Here is a 23,344-nt window from a genome sequence, read left to right as displayed (position 1 = left end):
TATGCTTTTTCTATAAGTTGTAGGAAAGCTTATCTATTAGCAATATAAATAACACTGATAGTGCGGGCATGTTAGTTTTGTATCACACAAAGAAACACTCCAATACGGCGAGACAAATTTTATGAACAAATCTAAACAACTCTTTACGCTTATTACTTCTGAAGGCGAGTTAGAAGTTTCATTAAAAGAGGTAGATGTACCCCAGCCAAAACCTCATGAGGTTGTTGTGCGTATGGAGGCATCGCCGATAAATCCGTCTGATATGTGGCCTATGTTTGGCCCTGCGAGTTTAGATAAGGCAACTTTTGATGCTGATAAAAACGCATTAGTAGCACCAGTACACAAGCCTTTACTTGGCAGAATTAAATCTCGATTAGATCAAACGCTGCCTATCGGTAATGAAGGTGCAGGCACCGTAGTTGCAGCGGGTGATAGCCCTGAAGCGCAAGCGTTAATGGGTAAAACAGTTTCAATTCTTACCGGTGCTGCTTATACCGAATTTGCGTGTGTGCCTGTACAAGCTTGTTTGCCGCATCTTGATGGCACCACGCCACAGCAAGCTGCGTCGTCTTTTGTTAACCCGCTTACTGCATTAGGTATGGTCGAAACCATGAAAATGGAAGGCCACAAAGCGCTAGTACACACTGCCGCAGCATCGAATTTAGGGCAAATGTTGAACAAAATTTGTTTAGAGCAAGGCATTGAGCTTGTAAACATTGTTCGCAGCCAAAAGCAGGTAGACTTATTAAAAGGTATAGGTGCCAAAATTGTACTTGATTCTTCAAGCGAGAATTTTAAGGCTGAACTGTATCAAGCTATTGATAGCACAGGCGCGACATTGGCCTTTGACGCAATTGGTGGTGGCGAATTGGTAAGCGACATTTTAACCATGATGGAAGCGTCGGGCAGCAAAGATGCGAAGGGCTTTAACACGTATGGTTCGGATACCAACAAGCAAGTATATATCTACGGTGGCCTAGACTTTTCACCATCAATCTTAAATCGCGCTTACGGCATGACATGGAGTATTGGCGGTTGGTTGCTTATGCGCTTCTTAGGCAAACTAGACAGAAAGCGTGTGGGTGAGTTGTATCAGAAAGTGGCTACTGAAATTAACACTACATTTGCATCATCGTACACCAAAGGGCTTACGCTTGAAGAAGCTCTGCAACCTGAAAACGTGGCGCAGTACAATGCTAAGCGTACGGGTGAAAAGTATTTGATTGTGCCTAACTCTTAAAAGGCACTTCAAATAAAGCCAACAGTAATTCGACCAACATTTCGAACTACCAAATTATCAAAACGCGCCTTTCGTTGAGAATAAAACGATAGGCGCGTTTTCTCTCACTAATGGACAATTTCATAACAGGGGAAGTTGTGTTTTACTGCTTTATGTACGATAAACCTAATGTCTATAATAAAAATAAAGATACGCCCAAGTACACGTTGCAACGTCAAGCATAGTTGATAAAAAGCCGATTCTTCTTCAAACAGTCGGTCCTGCTTTTAGAAAGACATCCTTGATACTGCATTGCAGCGTACGTCTACGTATCGGAGAACGTATGCTGAAAAGGCCTTTTAATCTTTTCTTTCTACTTGTTTTTTGCCTGGCTGCTCATGCTTTCGCCGAAGTGCCTTTATCTTCTGTTTCTATTTCTAAGCAAACCGAACAAGTTAATGTAGCGTCAGCTATGCTTTTCTACGAAGATACGACATCTAATCAAAGTATTGATGAAATACGCGCTTTAGCGGGCAACAAGTGGACTGCCATTCCCGACAGTAATCCCAACTTTGGATTTACTGACAGCACTATCTGGCTTTATTTTTCCGTAACAAACGAAGGCGACCAGCCGTTGCCGCTTGTTGCTCACATTGACTACGCGCTTTTAGACAATGTTGAGTTTTTCAGCGTTTCACCTACAGGTAACGGCACAAGCTCTAAGGGCGCTGACACCAGCACTGATGATGAAACTGCAATACATGACTATTACACGGTCGGTGATAAAAAGCCTTACAACAGCCGTCCTATAGATTTTCCCACCTTTGCTATTCCTTTTAGTCTTAATGCGTATGAACAAAAAGAGATTTTTATAAGCATTAAAACTCAAGGTGCGCTGCAAGTGCCAATTTCGCTTTGGCAACAAGCAGCGTTTCAACAAAAGGCACAAGATACCTCTTTTCTATACGGCTTTTTCCTAGGCGCACTATTGATAATGAGCGCATACTATTTGTGCTTATCAATAATAGTTCGGCAAAAGACCTACCTTCTTTACAGCGTTTATATTATTTGTATGGTGGGAGTACACTCTTCACTAGATGGTTATGCTTATAAGTGGCTATGGCCCTATGCAACGTCGTGGAATCAAATATCTGCAATCACTTTTATTTCCATTGGTATCGTTTCTGCAATTTACTTCACCCGAGCACTATTACCGCTACCTTCAAATGGGCCGCTTAATAATTTCACGCGCATTGTTGGCTTAATTGCCATTGCATCGGCAACGCTTACGTTTTTCTTACCTTATCAATTTGCAGCGCAGTTAAACGCATTAATGACTGTGGTAGTAATGTCGAGTGTTTTTGTAACGTGTTTGGCTATGCTTAAGCGAAGCCCTCGAATAGCGCAACTATTTTGTTGGTCTTGGGGGGCTTATTTTGCAGGCATTATTGTTAAATCGCTTACAAAAGTAGGTGTGTTGCCTTCAACCCTAGCTACTGAGTACGGTGGCAATATTGGCGCGATGATAGGTGTGGTAATTATAGCACTAGCCCTCGCAGAGCAAATTAACACTGAGCGACGAAAACGAGAAGCAGCGAAACAGGAAGCAATAAACAACCTTAAACGCTTCGAAGCACTTTATGAAAATGCATTAGAGGGTATTTTTAGTCTGTCTGATGAAGGGCAGTTACTTGAAGCAAATCCTGCGTTATTAAAAATTATTGGTCTTGAAAGCGTTGAGCAGTTTAATGGCAACTGGTTGATGTTTGAGGGGTATCGTTTTTCCCAGCCCGTTCTTCGCTGTTTGCTGCAAGCTTTAGCGTCTAATAAATACATAAGAGACCAGGAATACCAAATGACCAATTCTGCGGGTGAGTCTATTTGGGTAAGCATATCTGCAAGGGCTGTGCATGAACAAAATGGCAAAAGAATAGAAGGTACGCTAATTGATATTAGTGAGCGAAAAGCTATCGAGCAAAAGCTACAACATATGGCAGAACATGATCCTTTGACAGGATTCTTCAATCGCAGAGCCTTTGAACAGCGCACCAGCGAGCTACTCTCAAAAGTACAAAGCAATGAAGAAACAGGCTGCATTTTATATTTGGATCTTGATCAATTTAAAATTGTGAATGATTTATGTGGTCATTCTGCGGGCGACCTTTTACTGCAAAACTTGAGCAAGCGACTTCAGGAAGAAGTGGATAACTTAGGAGAGCATTTCTTTCTTGCACGTTTAGGCGGTGATGAGTTTGGTATTTTGCTAAGCAAGACTCAATTATCTAATGGACTCAACGTAGCAGAGCGAGTTAGAGAAACTGTTGAGCAGTTTTTGTTTCTGTGGGAAGGGAAGCGCTACAGCGTAGGCGTAAGTGTTGGGTTAGTAGAGCTGTTACCTTATCATCACTCGGTTGAGCAAGTGCTGGTAATGGCCGATACGGCTTGCTATATGGCAAAAGATTTAGGGCGAAATCGCGTTCATGTGTTCATAGAAAGCGATCAGGATATGCAATTCCGTCAGCTAGAGATGCAGTGGGTTAACACCATAAAAGAAGCACTTGAGAAAGATAGGTTTTTTCTTGTTAAGCAAAATATAGCCGCACGTAACAATACCCACAATAAGACCGAGGTTGTTGAGGAAAAGTACCATTACGAAATTCTCATACGCCTTATGAATGGCAATGGTAATTTGTGTTCTCCTGGGCAATTTCTTCCAGCCGCCGAGCGCTACAACTTAATGCCAAATATAGACCGGTGGGTAATTAATGCTTACTTTGCATGGTTACAAGCCCACCCTGAGCATATGGAAAACCTAGACTGTGCCAGCATTAATTTAAGTACCGACAGTATTGGCGATGTGTTTTTTGCTCAATTCCTTATAGATGCCTTTAGCAAGTACCAGATCCCAGCAGAAAAGATTTGTTTTGAAATTACCGAAGGCATGGCCATTGTGCATTTAGACAATACGCAGGCGTTTATAAAGCGTTTTCGAGACTTGGGCTGCAGGTTTGCGCTTGATGATTTTGGTACAGGCTTTTCTTCATACGCCTATCTAAAAGACTTAAACGTAGATTATTTAAAAATAGATGGTGTGTTTGTTAATAACATTTGCAATGACAATGTAAGTGCAGCAATGGTTAAGTCGATTCATGAGGTAGCCAAGGCTATCGGTATAGAAACCATAGCGGAGTTTGTAGAAGACCAATCAACGCTAGACAAATTAACCCACATTGGAATTGATCATTTTCAGGGATATTACGTTCATAAGCCAGTTAGCTTAGAAAGTAACGCAGAAAATCTTAAAAGCAATTCACCCTAAAAATAATTAAAACTCAATAAGTGGTAAGAGACATAACATGCCTGAAGGCCCAGAAATACGACGCGCTGCAGATAAAGTACAGCAGGTACTTATAGATAAGCCCCTTGAACGTGTAGAGTTTGGTTTGCCACAGCTAAAAAACTATGAAAAACAGTTGGAAAATGAGCATGTTCTGCGCGTAGAAACACGTGGCAAAGCGCTGATAACTCATTTTAGTAATGGTTTGTCTATGTACTCGCACAACCAGCTTTATGGTGTATGGCATACGTGTAAAAAAGGTGATGAACCAAAAACTACTCGTCAGCTGCGGGTAGGGCTTTATACAGAGGCCCACAGCGCCATTTTATACAGCGCGTCTGATATAAGCATTTACCCTACAGAGTTAATTCACGAACACCCCTTTTTACAGCGGGTTGGTCCAGATGTTTTGAACCCCACTGTAACCCGTGATGTTGTTGAGGTACGGTTAACCGAAAAAGCTTTTCGCAACAGAGCATTAAGCGCGTTATATCTTGATCAGCGCTTTATGGCTGGACTTGGGAATTACTTGCGAAGTGAAATATTGTTTGCAGCGGGCGTGCACCCCGCGCTTAAACCTTCTGAGTTGAATGAAGAGCAATTAAAAAGCTTGGCATATCATACGCTAGACATTTGTAAGCGCAGTTATGAAACCGGCGGGTACACCGTTTATACCGAACTGAGAGAAGTGTTACAGCAGCAAGATGATGACTTTGAGCGGACACGATTTATGGTGTTTGATCGTGAAGAAATGCCGTGCAGAGTGTGTGCAACGCCAATTACGCGCCAGACATATAATGGGCGAAGGTTATACTGGTGTAGGCAATGTCAGCCAGAGCGCAGCAAGTGAGAAAATAACTAGGAAATGGGCTTAGCTTTAAGCTAAGCCACAGTACAGATAAGCAAAACGCAGATTGTTATTGCGTGATGATTAATGATTAGTGATTAATGGTGACGCTTGAACGGTGGGCGCGTGCCTTTCTTTGAAGTGCTTGAAGTGTCATCAATAACTTCGAGCTGTGCTACGTCATACACTGGCATCATTTTGGTTACTCTGCGATAAGGTGGTTTACCACGCATAACCACTTCTCTCACCTCTACGTATTCAACAGCTTCTTGCCCCGCTGTTTCTAGCTGCGCCACATCGTTAACTGAAAGCTCAACAACGCGACGCTTAAAAGGTGGTTTGCCTGAATAATCTACCACTTGCACATTTACGGTTTCATCAGATGCAGAAGGCGCCGCTTGAAGCGACGTTGAAAGTAATGCACCAGCAACTAAAGAGCCTAAAACATAACGTAATTTCATATCAAATCCTCAAAATACCTTGCTTACTTATACTATTGTATGAACGATTGCTTTTTAAACAATGGTTGTTGGCGATAGTTAACTGCTATCAGATAGCTTTTTTGATGATAATTTTTTAATCAGTAACGTAAAAGTTGCACCTTTTTGTACTTTCTTGCTCGTTTGTTGTGCGTCATTTGTTGTCTTTTTGCTCTAAGGTGGTGCGTGCGCCTTTTTCAAACTTGGAAATATTATTGATTATCAACGCATTAACGTACTGGTCTTTATCTTGCTGAGCAAGCATTACTATTTCATTTAGAGCGCGGCGGTTTCGACATGAAATCTAAGCTTTTGGCGTCATTCATAGCAGTAATCTGCGGTGTACTTTCTATTTGCACATCGGCGCTTGCTGTCGAGCAGAATATCCCTTTATTACAAAGTAAAGGCGGAACGCTTTATTTAGAAGCTACGCTAGAGTCCTCAGTAAAAGCTTCATTTTTACTTGATACTGGGTCTAGCTTGCTAACACTAAACGAAGCCACATTTAAAGCGCTCACAAAAAATCAAAAGTTAGCCGCTACGCGCACGTCGGCCGCACGTATGGCGAATGGGAAAATTTTGAAAGTGTCGCAGTATCAACTTAGTTCGGTACGTATTGGTGATACTTGTGAAGTAGGGCCAGTAGAAGTTGCCGTGTTACCTAAAGGTAATAATATTTTAGGAATTAATACGCTACTTCGTGTGGCCCCAATGACGATTACTTCTTCGTCGGTGTTGTTGGCAGGGTGCTAGCCTTTTGTTACAAAAGTTAGTCCTCAGGGCTTTCAACAGTAAAAATCAAATGCTGGCGGCCTTGCTTTAAGATAACGCCTTTCTTCAAAAGCGCCGCACTTAACTTTCTTTGCCATACCTTTAACTGCGGCGCAGCCTCATTAAGGCTTTCCTCATTTTCAAACTGAAAGCGCAAAAGTAAAGAACCTGGAAAGTCGTGATATTGCACGTCAAACCAACACTGAACCATACCGCCTAGTTCTTTAAGCGCTTCTGCTTCTAATGTATCGGCAACGCTAAATACTAGCGTTTGTTGCTTTTGTTGCACGGCTGACAGTTTTTTCATTACATATGCTTCTGTATAGCTACTTCAACACTTTCGGTTACTTCAGCACCTTCTATCGTAAGCCACATTTGTCCGTCTTGAATGGTTACCTGTATTTGCATAGAGCGCTGAACAGCATTGGCCAAAGTAGGTGCAAGCGAGTCGGGTAACGAAAATACACTTAAATTCTTTCGTAACTGAAGCTTGCTTTGCTCCTTCTTCCACCATACGTCAAAACTGTTGTCGGCATAGGCGTAAATCATCATTTGTTGGCTTTGATTACAGCCTTTTTTAATACGTTGTTCAGACGGTTGACCAAGTTCAATCCATAGCTCAATTTCGTCGCTAAAGCTCTTTTGCCATAAATCGGGTACGTCGTCGTCAGATAACCCTTTGGTGAATTGAATGCGCTCATGCGCATTCACAATAAAAGCAATGATGCGAAGCATCATGCGTTCATCGTTTTCAGAAGGGTGACGTGCAATAGTTAAATTGTGGTCGTTGTAATAGTTGCGGTCCATATCGGTAATAGATATGTCTGCTTTAAATATTGTTGCTTTTAGTGCCATCGCTCGTGGTAACCATGTCGACCAAGGCGCTTTTTTCTAATTAAAGCGGCTTGCGGGTGGGTTATTTTATGAGGCGCATAATAACAGCTATTTATTATTTGAGCGTGCACGGCGCTAATTTTTTTGTATCGGCCTGTTTATCTTCAAAAATCTAACGGCGAAATAAGCCCATCCGCTTAGCTAAAAGCGTAAAAGTTAGCGTAGAACAAAATACGATTAATGTGCACGCGGTGATGTCTTGCCATTCATTTAGTGTTAAGAAATGCTGCGTAGTATTGATAAGTACGATGGCTGTAATGGTTATGCAAAGCACAAAAAGCATATAGCCTGTTATTTTTTTTATATCGTTAAACATAGTTTGTTCCCCGGGAAAAGGGGGCGTTAGCCCCTAGAAGTTATTCGTCAGTTTCGCTGGTAGTGCGTTGACCAAGTTTATCGCCTACTTTGCCACCCGAGTAGCCTAAACCGCCCGAAAGTGCTCCAAGTGCTGCGCCAAACCAGCCGCCAGCAGCGCCACCTATTGCGCCTGCTGCCATTGAAGCAAACAAACCTTCTGCGCTGAAGTCTCCCCAGCAATGTTCAGCGCAACCAGCAGAAACCATATCTAATTCATTGAATGTAAGTTCTTTCATAATAAATTCCTTTTATTAAGTTTTATTCCCATTATTGGGCTTAAGAACACTATCTAATCGTTGGTATTTTTAAAACTGTACTTGCGTTTGTTTTTACATCGAATGCCTGACTATTTTTGTGAAATAGTCGTTGGATTTTTTTACCCCGGTCCGATACGATATAGGCACAAATAACTAGAAAAATGAATAAGATGTCAAATAAGGGATTTACGCTAATCGAGCTTATCATTGTTATTGTTTTGCTCGGCATTTTAGCAGTTACCGCTGCACCAAAGTTTCTATCACTATCTTCAGACGCACGCATTGCATCACTTGAATCAGTAAAAGCTAGCATGCAAACCAGTATCGATTTGGTAAAGGTGAAAGGGCGAATTGCTGGGTTAACACCCCTCGCAGATAATCCTGGCAACGCTGGGCAGGCGAATTTTGTTATCAATTTCGGCATAGGTTCAGCAGAAGTAGACTTCCGCAATCTTTGCCCAGAAAGCCAAGGCGAATTGGGTGATGCGCTTGATATGGAAGACTTCCTAGATTTAGGAGACGACCTTGACGTTCGTTCAACCAACCAGTACACGCTTGTGGGCTTCGACGTTCCTTCATCTGGCACACCCACAAACCAAGGTTGTTACATACTGTACGATTCGTTTGGCTTCCCTGACTGCACGTTAACTATTGTGTCTGACGACTGCTAATTAATTTTTAGTCCAATATCATCAAGGCTAGCCGTTGCTAGCCTTTTTTTATCAATGTCGTAGTCTTGATCTAAACGCCACGGCGCTATTTGCCCTTGTTTGGGAATGATGCTTTGCGCTCGTTGAATATATCCCGACGATAAATTTAAGAATGGCTCGGGCATAATGTTACTTGGGGCTTCAGGTACAAAATAATTAGCCTGCTTCTCATCAACATGGTTTATCAACCTGCAAATGTACTTCGATACTAATTCAACTTTTAACGTCCACGATGCATTGGTGTAACCAAACACCATTGCAAAATTAGGTATATCTTGAAGCAGTGCGCCTTGGTAAAACATTTTCTGGCCTGTGTTCTGTACCACGCTGTCTACACATACGTCTATCCCAGACAGAAATTGTAGCTTCAACCCTGTCGCAGTAACCACAATATCTGCATCAATGTGCTTTCCGCTAACGGTAGAAATGCCGGTTTCAGTAAAGTGGCTTATTCCATCGGTTATAATAGATGCCTGTTTACGGTTAAGCGCATTGAATAAATCAGCATCTGGTACTAAACACAGCCTTTGCTCCCACGGGTTATAGCTAGGCGAAAAGTGAGCTGCATCGATGTTCTCCGTTAGCAGTTTACTTCTTTTCTTTGTAATAATTTTTTTAGCAAGCTCAGGGTATTTGGTCATAAATTTGAAGTAGAAATTACCTAACCAAATATTGCGCTTTCTGATGATTTTTGATGCGGTTGAAGCGGAAAAAATTGATTGTGTGACGCGGGTGAAAAGGTCGCGCTGTGGGCGAGAAAGAATATACGAAGGCGAACGTTGAAGCATGGTGACATGAGCCGCCCTTTTGGCAAGGCTAGGCACAAGGGTAACGGCAGTTGCGCCACTACCAATAACAACTACTTTTTTGTCGCTATAGTCTAAACTTTCAGGCCAAAATTGAGGGTGTACTATGGTGCCTTTAAAGTTATCGCCTCCCTCAAATTCAGGGGCATGACCCTCTTTGTAGTTGTAATAGCCGCTACATGAAAACACATAGTTGGCGTGAATCACGTTATTACCTTGTGGTGTGCTAACGTGCACTTCCCAGCGCTTTATGTCGCTGTTCCAATTTAAGTGGGTAACCTTGTGCTGGTAATGAATGTGTTTGTCTATATCAAACTTATTAGCTGTGCTTTTTAGGTAATCACAAATACGATCGCCGGTGGCAAGAGAGTCTTGCTCTGTCCATGGGTTGAACTGGTAGCCATAGGTGTACATATCGCTGTCAGAGCGCACGCCAGGATATTTGAACAAGCTCCAAGTACCACCTAATTGTTCCCGACCTTCTAAAATCATTAGAGATTTTTGTGGGCAAAGCTGTTTTATGTAGTAGCTAAGCCCAATGCCCGAGATACCAGCGCCAATTACCAATATGTCGACTTCACTGTTCATATCGCACTCTTTTTTGTTTTTTATAAGCATGCACTAAAAAAGGTCAAAATATCACTAGTTTGTGATTAATTTGTCGACAGGGTTACGAATAGCGTTTTAATGTTTATATACGGCGAAGCATGCTTTTGCCGCCAAGCTTACAAAAGATGTAGTGCAGAGAGGAGATATTTGAAATGGAAAAAAATCAGCTAGTCGATATATGGAAACAACAACTTCACGATGTGTTTTCGCTAGTAAAAGCCGGGCGTGCTGACGATAAAAAGAAATATCGAGCAGAGGGCTTTTTACACGCGCTGAGGTTAAGTGGTGTAGTTTCTGATAGGGAAGTAAACGACATAATTGAACAAACTCACCAAGACGTATTTGGCGAGTCTGTTGCTGAGAGACAGGCGCGTAAAGCTACGTTGAATGCGCTTAAAGAAAACGATCCTGACGCCTATTTTAATATTCCTGCTGTAGAGAGGCGTGGCTAGTTAGTTATCTGATTTGGCAGCTAGTAAGTGCCCGGTGTGTTGTCAGCTACTACGGCTCCACGCTGCCCTATAGGCTTGTCCTCACCCACGGTACTATCTTTCACAGTTTGTAACTCAATAGCAGCATTTAACTCAGCACCTATAAGAATGATGTTGGCACTGAAGTACAGCCAAATAAGTAAAATAATTACGCCACCTACTGAACCGTAAGTAGACCCGTAATCTGCAAATTCGCTAAGATAAATATTAAATGCGTAGGAAGCGACTAGCCACAAAGACGTTGCCAGCACTGAGCCTGGTGTAACCCATCGCCACTTTGGCGATTTCCGATGAGGGCCGTATCGATAAAGCGCAGCTAAACATGTATTGAAGAAAACAAATAACATGCACCATGTTAACCACGAAGCGAGTGTTTGGTTGATTGCTGTGCTTGTGACTTCTTGAAGCACTAGAGGAAGAAATGAGATGGTTAGAAGTGCGAATATAATGGCGGCTATCATGAAGACTGTGCAAACTATTCGAACACAAATTCCCATTATAAAGCTTCTGTTTTCGGGTTCGCTATAAGTGATATTACATGCTTGTATTAAGGCATTAGCACCTTTACTGCTTCCCCAAATAGCAACCACAAGCGTAACGGCAAAACTCCAGCCCAATGTAGAGTCTGAGCGTTTCAAGAAGTTAGCTAAATGCTCCTCAACAATGTAATGGCTTTGCTGTGGGAACAAATTTATAAATTGGGCAAAGTGCTGCTGAATTTCTTGTTGAGAAACAACAATGCCGTACAACGAAATTATGGCGGCGAGCAAAGGGAAAACAGCTAACAAACAATAAAAAGCAACGCCTGCTGAAATGAGCGAAAGATTATGTTTTTGAATATTAGCGAACAGCCTTTTTAGCACTGCCCACCAATCATTAGCGCGAAAATCAAGCAATAAATTGGCGCGCACACCGTGCTGTTTTGTCATCGTCTTCAAATCCTTACATTTTGTATTTACTACTAATGCAATGATTGAACGGATTAACAAAGTTAAATCAACGCTGTGGGTTCACGCTATTACTTCTGCTTAAATCCAAAGCCAGGTTTTTCCTCGCGCTCAAGCATTTCAAAGAATTTTTTAAACCTGCGCTCGCGAGTTTCTGCTTTTTTCGCAGTGCTTAAGCCATAAGCAATAGAATATAGGCTACTTTTGTTGAGCGTGTTGTAAAACCCGCTAACTTTGGGGTTTTGTTGTACCGCTTTTAAAAAATCATCGGGAATTTTCATTTCACTAGCAGGCGCATAAGCGTTTTCCCATCTACCGTCTGCTTTCGCCGCGTTTACTTCAGCAAGTCCTGCGGGATGCATTTTTCCTTGTGAAATAAGCTTTGCAACATGTTCTGTATTTCTTTTCGACCATCCGCTTCTGGCTTTTCTTGGTGTGATTCTTTGCAAGTATGCTTTGTCATCAAGCGATTTTTTTACCCCGTCTATCCAGCCGTAACACAGTGTTTCGAGTACTACGTCGTTCCACGTAACGCTTGGTACTTTAGAGGCTTTTTTATAAATTTTTACAAACAGCTCATCTTCACTTTTATGGTTTTTTTGCAACCATGCATTTAATGCCTCAGGCGTTTCAAATGCTTGAATTTTATCTGGGTTGGGCAAGCTCATTTTAATAACCCCAAGGTGCATCAGGTGCGGCAATAGGCGCAGAGAGATCAAAGTCTACCTGCACCTCTCTAGCTGGGCGTATTAAACGGTAGCTAAAGCGGTTCGGGTAAATCATTATTTGCCACACGTTATCGATTGATGCCGTTATGCCAGAGGAAACAAATAATTGCTTTGAATAAGCGTCTGCGGGAAACGACTGAAGCTCAGCATAGCCCGCATCAATTGTATGACCGCCATACATGGTTGATTTGTGATAACTACCATCTTCATGTCGATGATCGTGCTTTAGCATAAGTCCTGCGCCTGTTTTGGTGATTATCCACGTACGCGAGGCGTCGTCGCCTACATGAAACGGAATAAATAACTGTGTATCCGTACATTCGCGTACATGCATGACAAGTTTGGCCCCACCAAAAGTGCCTGATTGGTTTTGTGCAGCTAAATTATCTTTTGAAACTTTTCCTTCAAAGGCTTTCCCGCAGTGCGCCGCAATAGCGTTAAAAAAGGCATCGTGAGTGGGAATGGAAACCAAGGGGGCAGAGCTTTTTGTTGAAACTGATTTTTGTGATGCTGCTGGCGCCGAACCGGCGTGAAGCTTTGCGACAACCATACAAAGTAAGAAAAATAATATGTTTTTCATTAATGAAATCTTCTGCGAGTTAACTATTTAATACGTGTTCTACACTAAAACTATGAATGTTCATATTACTGATTGGCAAATTGCATGTGCTCCAAACTTACCATTAGTTTTATGAAGTGAGTGCAATTAGCCAAATAAAGTATGTCGCTTGGCTTATGCGTTTTAGTCTATCAAGAAGAAACTGTGAACCTATAATGCTCACGTTTTAATGCTTCGGTATTACATTGAATTGCGTAAACACCAGAGCAGCCTGAGCGTATTAAGAAAAGCGCAGTAAACATCACGCAAGCAGGTAAGCACAACTGACGCGGCACAATAAATAAGACGCAATCAATCTAGCACATAAAAAGTCACAATAATTGGGTGGGAATACAAAATGTCTAACGAATTTTCAGGTAAAACAGCCATCATTTCAGGTGCAGCAGGTGGAATAGGTTTGGCGCTAGCCGAAGCACTAGCTCAGCAAGGAATGAACATTGTGATGGGCGATATTGATGCGGCCGCACTTGCTGAATCAGGTGATGCGTTACGTGCAAAGGGGTACAAAGTACTTACATGTGCGCTAGATGTTACCAACTACGCACAATGGGAAGATGTGGTATCCAGCGCTACTGCTGAATTCGGCAAGGTTCACATGGTGGTTAACAACGCTGGTGTAGGCGGAACCCCCGGCAAAATTGAAGATACCGAGCATGAAACGTGGCAATGGGTAATGGATGTCAACGTTATGGGTGTACTTTACGGCGCACAAGCATGTGTGCCGGCAATTAAGGCTCATGGCGAAGGTGGCTGGGTGCTTAATGTCGCGTCTATGGCCGGCATGATGGGAATGCCATATGCTGGTGCATACTGTGCTTCTAAAGCGGCAGTAGTGTCGATGACAGAAAGCTGGTTTGCAGAGCTACAGCCACATAATATTCATGCGTCGGTACTGTGCCCGGCGTTTGTGAAAACACGTATTCATGAGTCTTACCGTAATCGCCAACAAAAGTATGCCGTGGCTGCCGAAAAGCGTATTGATAAGGAAAAGCTGCAGGCGGGAGCGAAAGCGGCAAGTATGGCTGTAGAGTCTGGCATTCCTGCATCAATGCTAGCTGAACGTGTGGTAGAGGCGCTTGTTTCGAAGCAAATGTATATTTACACGCACCCCAATTATCGCAAAGTCACCGCTGGCCGATTTAAAGCTATCGATAAAGCATTTGTTGATTCAGAACAAAGCCCAACGGTAGGACATTTAATTAACGACGATATTGTTACTTTTTAAATAACCTTTAAACAGTGCATGTGGTCGTCATTCACTTCGGCCATATGCTTTTTTCTGTTTTTTGACCTTCTGCTTGTAAGCATTTCTCACACTTATTGTTTGTCACATTTCATTCACATTAAACCGCAATTTTCGTTCACTGGTCGTGTGAACAATTGAATATTTACGCTATTTTCAGTATTGCTATAAAGTAACAAATATAAAAACACCAAACTCACTTGGACAAGAATAATGAAAAAGCTCCTTAAAGCGGCAGTAGCTGTGTCGGTTGCGCTTGCGTGCGTGCCAGCATTTGCACAAGAAACTGATAAAAAAGAAGAAGAGGCTATTTTTAGTAGCGCAACGTTTAAAGCCATGGAATTAAGAAGTATTGGTCCGGCTTATATGTCAGGTCGAATTGCTGATATTGCCATTGACCAAAACAATCCTTCTACATGGTATACCGCTGTGGGTTCAGGTGGAGTTTGGAAAACCACCAATGCAGGTACTACATGGGAACCTATTTTTGACCAGCAGGCCGTTTATTCTATTGGCGACGTAACTATTGCGCCAAGTAACTCAAATATTATTTGGGTAGGTACAGGCGAAAATAACGGTGGTCGTCACATCAGTTTTGGTGATGGTGTTTATAAATCTCTAGATGGCGGTAAAACGTGGAAAAACATGGGGCTTGAAAAGTCTGAGCACGTTTCTGACATTATCATTCACCCCACAAATCCTGACATTGTTTGGGTATCGGCTCAGGGCCCACTGTGGACTGGTGGCGGCGAGCGCGGCTTGTATAAAACTGTGGATGGCGGTGAAACTTGGAAGCAAGTGTTAACGCCAGCTGATGAATGGACCGGTGTTACATCACTGCTTATCGACCCTAGAAACCCAGATAAACTGTACGCAGCAACATGGGCACGTCAGCGTACTATTGCTGCCTATGTAGGTACTAACGAAGGTGCTGGTATTCACACGTCGAACGACGGTGGTGAAACCTGGACCGAGCTTAAGACCGGCCTTCCAACAGGCAATATGGGTAAAATTGGTATGGCTATTTCACCAATGAACCCAGACGTACTTTACGCCACTATTGAAACCGACAACCGCAAAGGCGGTTTTTATCGTTCGGAAAACCAAGGCGCTAGCTGGACTAAAATGTCTGACGAAGTGGGCGGAGGAACTGGCCCTCACTACTACCAAGAAATCTTTGCAGACCAACACCAGTTCGACCGTGTTTATATTGCGAGTAACTACAGCAAAGTAAGTGATGATGGCGGTAAAACATGGACGCCAATTAATACCAAGCGCAAGCACGTTGACGACCATGCAATGGCATTTCACCCAACCGATCCAGATTTTGTATTGATGGGCAGTGATGGTGGCATTTATATGTCGCACGACCGTATGGCAAATTGGCGCTTTATGGCAAACCTACCGCTAACCCAGTTCTACAAAGTAGCACCCGATGACGCTACACCGTTCTACAACGTGTATGCCGGTGCGCAGGATAACTCTACTCAAGGCGGCCCTTCACGCACGAATCGCAAAGAAGGTATTAAGAACAAAGACTGGTTCTTAACGCTAGGTGGTGATGGACACCAGCCTGCAGTAGAGCCTGGCAACCCAGATATTATGTATTCACAGTGGCAGCAAGGTAACTTGGTGCGTGTTGACCGCACTACCAAAGAAGGCGTTTACATTAAGCCTCAACCGTTACCGGGCGACCCTGCAGAGCGCTTCAATTGGGATGCGCCAATTAATGTATCTGCACACGATCCTGCGCGTATTTACTTTGCGTCGCAGCGCGTATGGCGCTCAGATAATCGCGGTGACAGCTGGACAGCTATTTCAGGCGATTTAACTAAGAACGAAAACCGTATGCACATGCCTATGATGGGGCGCACTTGGTCGGTAGAAGCTGGCTGGGATTTATACGCCATGTCAGAGTTCCACACCATTGCTAACTTCGCTGAAAGCCCAGTGAACGAAGACGTACTGTGGGCGGGTACTGATGACGGTATTATTCAGGTAACAAACAACGGCGGTAAGTCGTGGAAAAAAATTGAGCTAAGTACTATTGAAGGTATTCCTTCAACGTCTTACGTTAATGACATTCGTGCTGACCTATTTGATGAAAACACGGTTTACGTAGCACTAGATAACCACAAGTACGGCGACTACAAACCTTATTTAATTAAGTCTACCGACTTAGGTGCCACTTGGACGTCACTTGCAGACAAGCTTCCAGAGAAGCACTTGGTATGGCGTATTGTGCAAGACCATGTAAACAAAGACCTTATGTTCGTAGGTACTGAGTTTGGCATTTTCTTTACCGTAGACGGCGGTAAAGCGTGGGTTGAACTTGAAGGTGGTATGCCTACCATTTCAACGCGCGATGTTAAAATTCAGCGCAGAGAAAATGACCTAGTTGCAGGCACATTCGGTCGCGGTATTTACATTCTTGATGACTATGCGCCACTGCGTGAGCTAAACGAAGAAGCGCTAGAGCAAGATGCCTTGCTATTTGCCCCTAGCCGCCCCGTTAAGTGGTTTAATTTAGACGACAATCACACTGACTCAGATGGTGATGACCGCTACGTTGCTGAAAACCCAGAGCACGGTGCAACGCTTACTTACTACCTGAAAGACAGCATTTTAACAGCGAAAGAAAAACGTCAGGAAGCCGAGAAAAAGCTGATTGAAGACAAGCAATATCCTAAGTATCCAAGCTGGGACGCGGTTGAAGCTGAGCTTGAAGAGGCTGCACCTGCTGTATATCTTGAAATAAAAGATAGCAGTGGTGATGTGGTTAATCGTGTAGCGGGTAGCGTGAAAAAAGGTCTACACCGTGTAACGTGGGATATGAAGTATGCGTCTTCAATTCCTCTTACCAGCAAAGATGCGAAAAACAATGGCCTAATGGCATTGCCAGGTACGTATAGCGCAACCTTGTTTAAGCGTGAAGATGGTAAAGTGTCGCAGCTTGCCGAGCCTGTAAGCTTTGAATTGACCTCTATTTACAAAGGTGCACTTGAAGGGCCTTCTGCTCGCGACATTAAAGCGTACAGAGCATCGCTAACTGCTGCACAAAAACGCGCTATGTCGTCGTCTGCTGTACTTAAAGATGTTAAAGCAACAATGGAACTGCTGCGGGTTGCGATTGACCGTACGCCATCTAATGTTCAAAAGCTTGAGTCGACCTATTCGAGTTTGCAACGCGAACTAAACAGCATTAATAACGTGCTATACGGGCTTGAAGCAAGAAACCGTAAAGGCATTAAACCTGCTAACGTTATGAGCCGTTTAGGCTATGCAACTTCAGCGCTTTGGTCGTCTTATGGTCCAACGCAGCAGCATAAAGACCAGCTTGGCTATGCTAACGATGGCTTAGATGATGTGGTTAAACGCATTAAAACACTTCAAGAGAAATCGTTACCTGCGTTACAAGAGCGTATTGTGAAAGACGGTGGCCCTTGGACATCGGGTCTAACAGTAATTACCAAGTAGTTAACGCTCCAAAACAATAGTGTAATTACAAAGTACAAACGGCAGCCTTAGCGCTGCCGTTGTTTTTACTCGTATCATCTGTTTTTAGTTAAGTTCGTTTTTGTGAAAATTATTCAAAGGCAAAGCACTATTCTTAGGCACCTAGTTTATCTATTGGCATGGTGCGCGATAATGCACAGTACAGGCGCTTATGCCACACTGAACCTTGATAATATTGAGCGTTTTACAGTGGTAGCCACACCAACGCTTGTAAACGATAACCTTGCTTCAATTGCGCCACAATACCGCTACGATGCCTCAAATATTGCTTTGCCGCTGCACGTAAACGATATTCTTGTTCAATCTCCTTCTGTGACACTAAATGGGCAAGGCGGACAGATTCAAAACATCAATATTCGCGGCTTTTCACGCTGGCGAATTCAGTCATTAATTGATGGCGTACCGATTATAAGTGACAGGCGAGCAGGCAGTAGTGCGGGCTTTGTTCCACCATCACTCATTGATAGCGTGCAAGTAAGTACAGGCGGTACTTCAACCTATTTAGGTTCTGGTGCCATTGGCGGTGCCGTAAACCTGATATTTGCTGATAGGCTTAGACCCACACTTCGCATAGGCTACGATACAAACCAGTCGATGCAGGAATATCAATTTGCAGGTGGCGGAGATACTACAGACTTTATGGTATCTCGTCGCACTGCCAACAATGGCAGCGACGCCAAAGGTAATTCGCTGTTCGATCAGTTTACTCAATCTACGTTGTTCTTGCGGTATAACCCAAAATACTCTGCAAACTTCGAACACAGCATAGGTACAAACAAAAAGGCGAGTAAAAGCCCCGTTACATCGGCATGGACGCTTTTTAGCAATAATAGCGACATAGGAAAATCGAGCAGTGATTTTCCACAGCGAAGAATTACCGAGTACCCTACGAATAAGCACTGGATAGGTAAAGTTCAGTTCGAATTTAATACCACTAATACTGATATTGATGCTGATATATGGTGGCATACCTCAAATTTAGATACTGAAACGCTTCGTCCTGCCCAGCGTATTAACGAAAGCAACAGTGACGCTTCTGACTTCGGGGGCAACATACGCGGAAATACGTTAGGAAGTTATACGCCATCGTTTTTAAATGAATGGAATGTTGATTGGCAAATACAGGTGCGCGGACGTGAAAATGTTGCCATTAATGAATCTGAATTCGCTATTGATCAACTGTACTTTCGATCTAATTCACAACCTGATTCGCAGCTGGATTCGCAAAAGCAAAGAGGCAACCACGGGACTTTGGTGTTTAAGCGACAAACCTTAAACGCAAGTGAATACAACATAGCAGGCTTGCTAGATGCCTCGCGCACGTTAGATAACACCACATACGCTTTTGGGGCTAGAGTAGACTGGCAGCATCAACGCAACCAAAACCACAATCAACCTGATAACCAAATTAGTAGTCAAAGTACTGCTCAAGTTAACAATAGCCTCTCTTCGGATGAAATAAGCATTCAAAACACACAAACTAGTAATGCTTTTGCTACCAATTTAAGCGGTTTTGTGGGTATAAAGCATGCGGTAAATCGTCACCTTTATTCCAGCCTTAATCTTTCAACTGCATTTAGAAACCCATCTCTTGTTGAGCGATTTTTTAGCGGTGAAACGCCTCGTGGTTCTGTTTTAGGAAATAGCGGTTTGCGCACCGAACAGGCCACAAACATTCAAGGAGGTTTGTACTTTAAAAAGAAAGCGAAAGCTAACGCGGTAAGTGCTGCAGTAGAAGTGTTTCATCAACGTATCACCAATTATATTGAACGACGTAGCATTGATGAAAATACGCTAACGTATCGCAACCTTAATAGTGCGGTTATTCGCGGTATTACTTATGCGTTATCGTGGGAGCCCTTGAATACATCTTGGCGCTTTAACACAGCCGGCGCATTCATAAGTGGTAAAGATGCAAGCGGAGTGCGTATTGCCGATATTCCGCCTCGTCATGCTGAGGTTTCTGCGCAATACACTTATAACGATGCTACGCTGTTTGGCACACTACGCTATCGTGCCAGCAAGACAGATATTGGTGATGGCGAACGCACATTGCCTGATGTATATACGCTTGATGTGGGCGCCACCTTCTCGCTTAGTAACAATTTGTCGCTTAACCTTAGCGTGCGCAATGCAACTAACCAACACTATTACACAACAGCTGATGATCGTGCGGCTTTTGCGCAAGGAAAAAGTATTCAAGGGGCGTTAACGCTGCTGCTCTAACGCCAAGCTTGTTCACACATTCCCGTCAATACATGCATATCGATACATGAATTGAAACCAGTTAGCTATTTAAGCGGTCGCGTTGCGTTCGATAGTGGCGTTTAAGGTACTTACTTTTTAACGTTGTAATAAGCATAACCATACCGGTTATCCACAAAACGAAAAGAAGCACAGCAGCAGGTAAGAAAAGCCACAACTTAGCGCCTTCAAAAAACCAACTGCCATCGTGAATAGCTTCAATGGTGTCGGTGCGGCGATAGGCAACCTGCAATACTTCAGCAGTTTGCGCGTTAAGCTGCACTTCCCAGTGGTTCTTGCCGCGTACTTTTATAATGCCTTTACTAGGACGAACGTCTAGGCGATCAATGTCATCCCAGCTTTTTAAGCCAGCTTCTGGCACGGTTTGCAGTGCCTGGATTATGGCTTCAAATTCGATAGATGGCGCGCTTTGCCCGATTTTTTGTGTGGGCGGCTGTAGCCAGTCGAATTCTTTCTTCACCTGCAAAAGCAAGCCACTTCCAATAACGATGACCACTGGAATGAATATAGAAAGAGAAATCCACAAATGTAAGCTTCGGCTATGCTTGCGCAGGTTTGTCGACATATTAATACTTCATAGGGATGAACAATTTTAGCTCACCAAACTATACGTTATGTTGTTGTTTGAAAGAAATGAATAGCGCTAAATTGCTAATTATTAGCGTTAGTAATTAGCGTTAGCTATTGCAATTGCAGGGTGGGCAAAATGCAGCTTAGTGTCGCAGGTTAACGAGGTAACAGATTCATTCACCGTTATTTTCCCTATACGCTGCCAATTAGCGTGGTCGATACCTTTCTTATTGAATGGTGCTGCATCGATATGCCATTGAAAAGCCTGTTGTGGATAGTACTTCAAAGAAAGCTCCTCTCTAAAGTCATCTTTGTTTATCAACGGGGTTTCACTTGCTATAGATACTTTTAACCAATGGGGAGCGACTACCTTACTTTCAGATACAGTAACTGAACCGTAGGTTGGGTTTGCGAGAATGTGGGCCAAATGTGCGACCGGCCTGAATCGCGCATTCGCATTTTTACCACTTACCATTTCGTCTGCTTTGGTTAAATCGCTTTCTAAACGGTAAGCCGTTAACAATTGGCTGAAAGGGGGAAGGCTGCCTAAAACGGGTTCATTAGTAAGCGGCAATGGGAGTAAATGAGGCGTGGTTGTTCCACCCAATGAGTGCATTAAAAATAGGTTTTGTGTTTTTGCCCCTGTTTTTCTCTTAGCGAGTGCGTCAGCATCATTAGCGTTTGAATGCTCTATGCTGTTTGAAATACTCGTTTGAGGTAAATGTGGAAACACTTTTACTGCAATGCCAAAGGCGCGTTTATTGTCTTGTTTAGTTCCGCTTAAACTCACTGATGCGCGCACAATAACCGGCAGGTAGGTGTTTTCTTGATAAAGGCCAGAGTATGGACTTTCGCTATTTATCTGCCAAGTGCCAGCGAAGCAAATACCGTTGGCCTGCAACAGTTTGTGGGGCGTTTCTAACGTTACAAAATCACTGTTATCAACCAGTGTTCGCTTGGCGTGTTTCAACAGTACGTTTTCGCCGCCATTGTCGAAAAACTTTTTTGATACCGTGTATTGAGGCAAAAATGGGTAAGGATCTGAAAACACACGTTGCTTCACTTTATGGAAGTAAGCATGAGTAGGAAAGAGGTGCTTTTTATCTTTCTGTTCGTTGCCTTCAATGCTTAAACCGTACACTGCGCTGTTGTTATCGCTGTTACTTTGGTCATCGCTATTGCTTGTTTTATAAAAACTACCGCTATTAGCGAGTGCGCTTGGGGCAGCGGTTAACAAAAAAAGTATAAATAACGTGTTGGCGGTGAAAGTATTTTGCATAACGTAAGGTCTTTTTTTATATGAGGTAACAAGAAAAAGGCGCTTCACAATGGCGTGTTCACCTGCAACAACTAGACAAAAGCAGCTAGCACATACTCGAGAGCGGATGGGCGAACATTTTACGCCAAATCAGCTTTTAGGGCGCACGCACACCATTGGATGTGTTGCGCTAGAAATTACGCAAAAATGTAATTTAGACTGTACCTTATGCTATTTGTCTGAGCATTCGCAAGCGGTTCGCGACATTCCTATTCAAGAGTTATACAAACGCCTCGATGCCATATTGGCGCACTACGGACCGGGTACTAGCGTGCAAATTACTGGCGGCGATCCAACCCTTCGCAAACACAGCGAGCTTATTGATATTGTGGCTTACGCAAATAAGCTTGGCTTACACACAGCGTTGTTTACCAATGGTATTGCGGCGACTAGGCCGCTACTAGCGCAATTAGCGAAAGCAGGGCTAAACGATGTTGCGTTTCATGTTGATACTACGCAAGAGCGCGAAGGGTATGAGTCTGAGCAGTCGCTGAATATTATTCGTGAACATTATATAAAACGTGCAGAAGGCTTGGGGTTGATGGTGATATTCAATACCACAGTACACAACGGTAATTTTCACGAACTGCCCTTGTTAGTAAACTTTTTTGTAGAAACCGCAAATGCCGTTAGCTTTGCCTCTTTTCAGCTACAGGCTGAAACCGGCCGAGGAGAGTGGGGCGCTCGCAATGATATTGTTGACCCGTTAACGGTGAAATCGTCGATAGAAAAAGCCATAAGTAAAACCTTGCCGTGGGAAAAAGTGCGTATTGGTCATAGCGACTGCCATAGCTATATGCCTACACTGATTGCGGGTGGAAACGTGCATGCAGTGGTAGATGATGAAACGTTGTTTGCACAATTTATTGAAGACTTTAAGCATATTCAAACCACGCGGCAGCATGGCAAAGGGCGTATTGTTTTAGATTATACAAAGGCGCTTGCCACAAAGCCTAAATGGGTTTGGCGGCTAACAAAAGCCTGTGCCAAAAAGCTTTATGAGATGCGCAACAGCCTTTGGCGAGGTAAAGGCAAAGTGCATAAGCTTTCCTTTTTTATCCAAAACTTTATGGATGCGTCTGCGCTACAGGAAGACCGTGTGCATGCTTGTTCGTTTATGGTAATGACTGCCGACGGGCCAGTATCAATGTGCCAGCATAATGCACATCGCGACGACTATATTTTAAAGCCAATTACGTATACCAATAAGCATGGTCGAGTAGCGCAATACGAGCCGTTGGGCGAACGTTACAAACAAGAGAATATGATTCCTATTACGGAGATATCGACTTATGCACCAGCTAATGCACCCGCTAATGAATTGCGATAGCGAAGTAATGAATAGGAGCACTGTTAACAAT

At 43.2% G+C, this 23,344-nt stretch carries 21 protein-coding genes; 10 read left to right on the top strand and 11 right to left on the bottom strand.

All coding sequences use genetic code 11. The annotated features are described in order from the left end of the window. Positions 1-121: 121 nt before the first annotated feature. The 3 genes from V7R35_RS04580 (at position 122) to nei (ending at position 5,406) form a co-directional block, all read left to right on the top strand. The gene (locus V7R35_RS04580; protein WP_334013530.1) at positions 122-1,240 is read left to right on the top strand and encodes a zinc-binding dehydrogenase; all 1,119 of its coding nucleotides are present in this window, start codon (positions 122-124) and stop codon (positions 1,238-1,240) included. A gap of 322 nt (positions 1,241-1,562) precedes the next feature. Then, complete coding sequence (locus V7R35_RS04575) at positions 1,563-4,538, top strand: EAL domain-containing protein (protein WP_334013529.1); 2,976 nt, start codon at positions 1,563-1,565, stop codon at positions 4,536-4,538. A 37-nt stretch (positions 4,539-4,575) separates the two neighbouring features. Continuing rightward, positions 4,576-5,406 carry an endonuclease VIII gene (gene nei, locus V7R35_RS04570; RefSeq protein WP_334013528.1) on the top strand — a complete coding sequence of 277 codons (831 nt, stop codon included), beginning with the start codon at positions 4,576-4,578 and terminating at the stop codon, positions 5,404-5,406. A gap of 95 nt (positions 5,407-5,501) precedes the next feature. On the opposite strand, the gene V7R35_RS04565 is transcribed toward nei, so the two are convergent. Continuing rightward, positions 5,502-5,864, bottom strand: a complete 363-nt coding sequence (locus tag V7R35_RS04565; protein ID WP_334013527.1) for a hypothetical protein — start codon at positions 5,862-5,864, stop codon at positions 5,502-5,504. A gap of 315 nt (positions 5,865-6,179) precedes the next feature. On the opposite strand from V7R35_RS04565, the gene V7R35_RS04560 reads away from it, so the two are divergent. Beyond that, positions 6,180-6,635, top strand: coding sequence for a retropepsin-like aspartic protease (locus V7R35_RS04560; RefSeq protein WP_334013526.1), 456 nt, complete (start codon positions 6,180-6,182; stop codon positions 6,633-6,635). A 16-nt stretch (positions 6,636-6,651) separates the two neighbouring features. Here the strand turns inward: V7R35_RS04560 and V7R35_RS04555 are convergent, their stop codons facing one another. The 4 genes from V7R35_RS04555 to V7R35_RS04540 form a co-directional block, all read right to left on the bottom strand. After that, complete coding sequence (locus tag V7R35_RS04555) at positions 6,652-6,960, bottom strand: hypothetical protein (RefSeq protein WP_334013525.1); 309 nt, start codon at positions 6,958-6,960, stop codon at positions 6,652-6,654. Next, positions 6,960-7,508: a YaeQ family protein gene (locus V7R35_RS04550; protein WP_334013524.1), complete on the bottom strand. Its 549-nt coding sequence runs from the start codon at positions 7,506-7,508 to the stop codon at positions 6,960-6,962. The genes V7R35_RS04555 and V7R35_RS04550 overlap by 1 nt, the downstream gene beginning before the upstream one ends. Before the next feature lie 151 nt (positions 7,509-7,659). Beyond that, the gene (locus tag V7R35_RS04545; protein ID WP_334013523.1) at positions 7,660-7,863 is read right to left on the bottom strand and encodes a hypothetical protein; all 204 of its coding nucleotides are present in this window, start codon (positions 7,861-7,863) and stop codon (positions 7,660-7,662) included. Positions 7,864-7,903: 40 nt separating this feature from the next. Next, positions 7,904-8,140, bottom strand: a complete 237-nt coding sequence (locus tag V7R35_RS04540; RefSeq protein WP_334013522.1) for a hypothetical protein — start codon at positions 8,138-8,140, stop codon at positions 7,904-7,906. A 191-nt stretch (positions 8,141-8,331) separates the two neighbouring features. On the opposite strand from V7R35_RS04540, the gene V7R35_RS04535 reads away from it, so the two are divergent. After that, on the top strand, positions 8,332-8,832 hold the full coding sequence (locus tag V7R35_RS04535; protein WP_334013521.1) for a type II secretion system protein: 501 nt from the start codon (positions 8,332-8,334) through the stop codon (positions 8,830-8,832). Here the strand turns inward: V7R35_RS04535 and V7R35_RS04530 are convergent. Beyond that, positions 8,829-10,265: a flavin-containing monooxygenase gene (locus V7R35_RS04530; protein WP_334013520.1), complete on the bottom strand. Its 1,437-nt coding sequence runs from the start codon at positions 10,263-10,265 to the stop codon at positions 8,829-8,831. The genes V7R35_RS04535 and V7R35_RS04530 overlap by 4 nt on opposite strands. Positions 10,266-10,438: 173 nt before the next feature. Between V7R35_RS04530 and V7R35_RS04525 the strand changes: the two genes are divergently transcribed. Beyond that, positions 10,439-10,738: a hypothetical protein gene (locus V7R35_RS04525; protein ID WP_334013519.1), complete on the top strand. Its 300-nt coding sequence runs from the start codon at positions 10,439-10,441 to the stop codon at positions 10,736-10,738. A gap of 20 nt (positions 10,739-10,758) precedes the next feature. On the opposite strand, the gene V7R35_RS04520 is transcribed toward V7R35_RS04525, so the two are convergent. The 3 genes from V7R35_RS04520 to V7R35_RS04510 all read right to left on the bottom strand — a co-directional run bounded on the left by V7R35_RS04520 (position 10,759) and on the right by V7R35_RS04510 (position 13,032). Beyond that, the gene (locus tag V7R35_RS04520; RefSeq protein ID WP_334013518.1) at positions 10,759-11,706 is read right to left on the bottom strand and encodes a YihY/virulence factor BrkB family protein; all 948 of its coding nucleotides are present in this window, start codon (positions 11,704-11,706) and stop codon (positions 10,759-10,761) included. 89 nt (positions 11,707-11,795) lie between these two features. Then, a complete protein-coding gene (locus V7R35_RS04515) occupies positions 11,796-12,392 on the bottom strand; it encodes a YdeI/OmpD-associated family protein (RefSeq protein ID WP_334013517.1) in 597 nt (198 codons plus the stop codon). 1 nt (position 12,393) lies between these two features. After that, positions 12,394-13,032, bottom strand: a complete 639-nt coding sequence (locus V7R35_RS04510; RefSeq protein ID WP_334013516.1) for a hypothetical protein — start codon at positions 13,030-13,032, stop codon at positions 12,394-12,396. Between the two features lie 376 nt (positions 13,033-13,408). Between V7R35_RS04510 and V7R35_RS04505 the strand changes: the two genes are divergently transcribed. The 3 genes from V7R35_RS04505 (at position 13,409) to V7R35_RS04495 (ending at position 20,056) form a co-directional block, all read left to right on the top strand. Then, on the top strand, positions 13,409-14,296 hold the full coding sequence (locus V7R35_RS04505; RefSeq protein ID WP_334013515.1) for an SDR family NAD(P)-dependent oxidoreductase: 888 nt from the start codon (positions 13,409-13,411) through the stop codon (positions 14,294-14,296). 231 nt (positions 14,297-14,527) lie between these two features. Then, positions 14,528-17,791 (top strand): WD40/YVTN/BNR-like repeat-containing protein, encoded by a 3,264-nt coding sequence (locus V7R35_RS04500; protein ID WP_334013514.1) that lies wholly within the window; start codon positions 14,528-14,530, stop codon positions 17,789-17,791. A gap of 171 nt (positions 17,792-17,962) precedes the next feature. After that, positions 17,963-20,056 carry a TonB-dependent receptor gene (locus V7R35_RS04495; RefSeq protein ID WP_334013513.1) on the top strand — a complete coding sequence of 698 codons (2,094 nt, stop codon included), beginning with the start codon at positions 17,963-17,965 and terminating at the stop codon, positions 20,054-20,056. 61 nt (positions 20,057-20,117) lie between these two features. On the opposite strand, the gene V7R35_RS04490 is transcribed toward V7R35_RS04495, so the two are convergent. Next, the gene (locus V7R35_RS04490; protein WP_334013512.1) at positions 20,118-20,660 is read right to left on the bottom strand and encodes a PepSY-associated TM helix domain-containing protein; all 543 of its coding nucleotides are present in this window, start codon (positions 20,658-20,660) and stop codon (positions 20,118-20,120) included. A gap of 99 nt (positions 20,661-20,759) precedes the next feature. Continuing rightward, on the bottom strand, positions 20,760-21,944 hold the full coding sequence (locus V7R35_RS04485; protein ID WP_334013511.1) for a hypothetical protein: 1,185 nt from the start codon (positions 21,942-21,944) through the stop codon (positions 20,760-20,762). 49 nt (positions 21,945-21,993) lie between these two features. Between V7R35_RS04485 and V7R35_RS04480 the strand changes: the two genes are divergently transcribed. Next, the gene (locus V7R35_RS04480) at positions 21,994-23,313 is read left to right on the top strand and encodes a radical SAM protein (RefSeq protein WP_334013510.1); all 1,320 of its coding nucleotides are present in this window, start codon (positions 21,994-21,996) and stop codon (positions 23,311-23,313) included. Positions 23,314-23,344 lie beyond the last annotated feature (31 nt).

The organism is Alteromonas sp. S167 (assembly GCF_036864375.1).
Taxonomy (GTDB): domain Bacteria; phylum Pseudomonadota; class Gammaproteobacteria; order Enterobacterales; family Alteromonadaceae; genus Alteromonas.
This window is presented reverse-complemented; position numbering and strand designations above follow the sequence as displayed.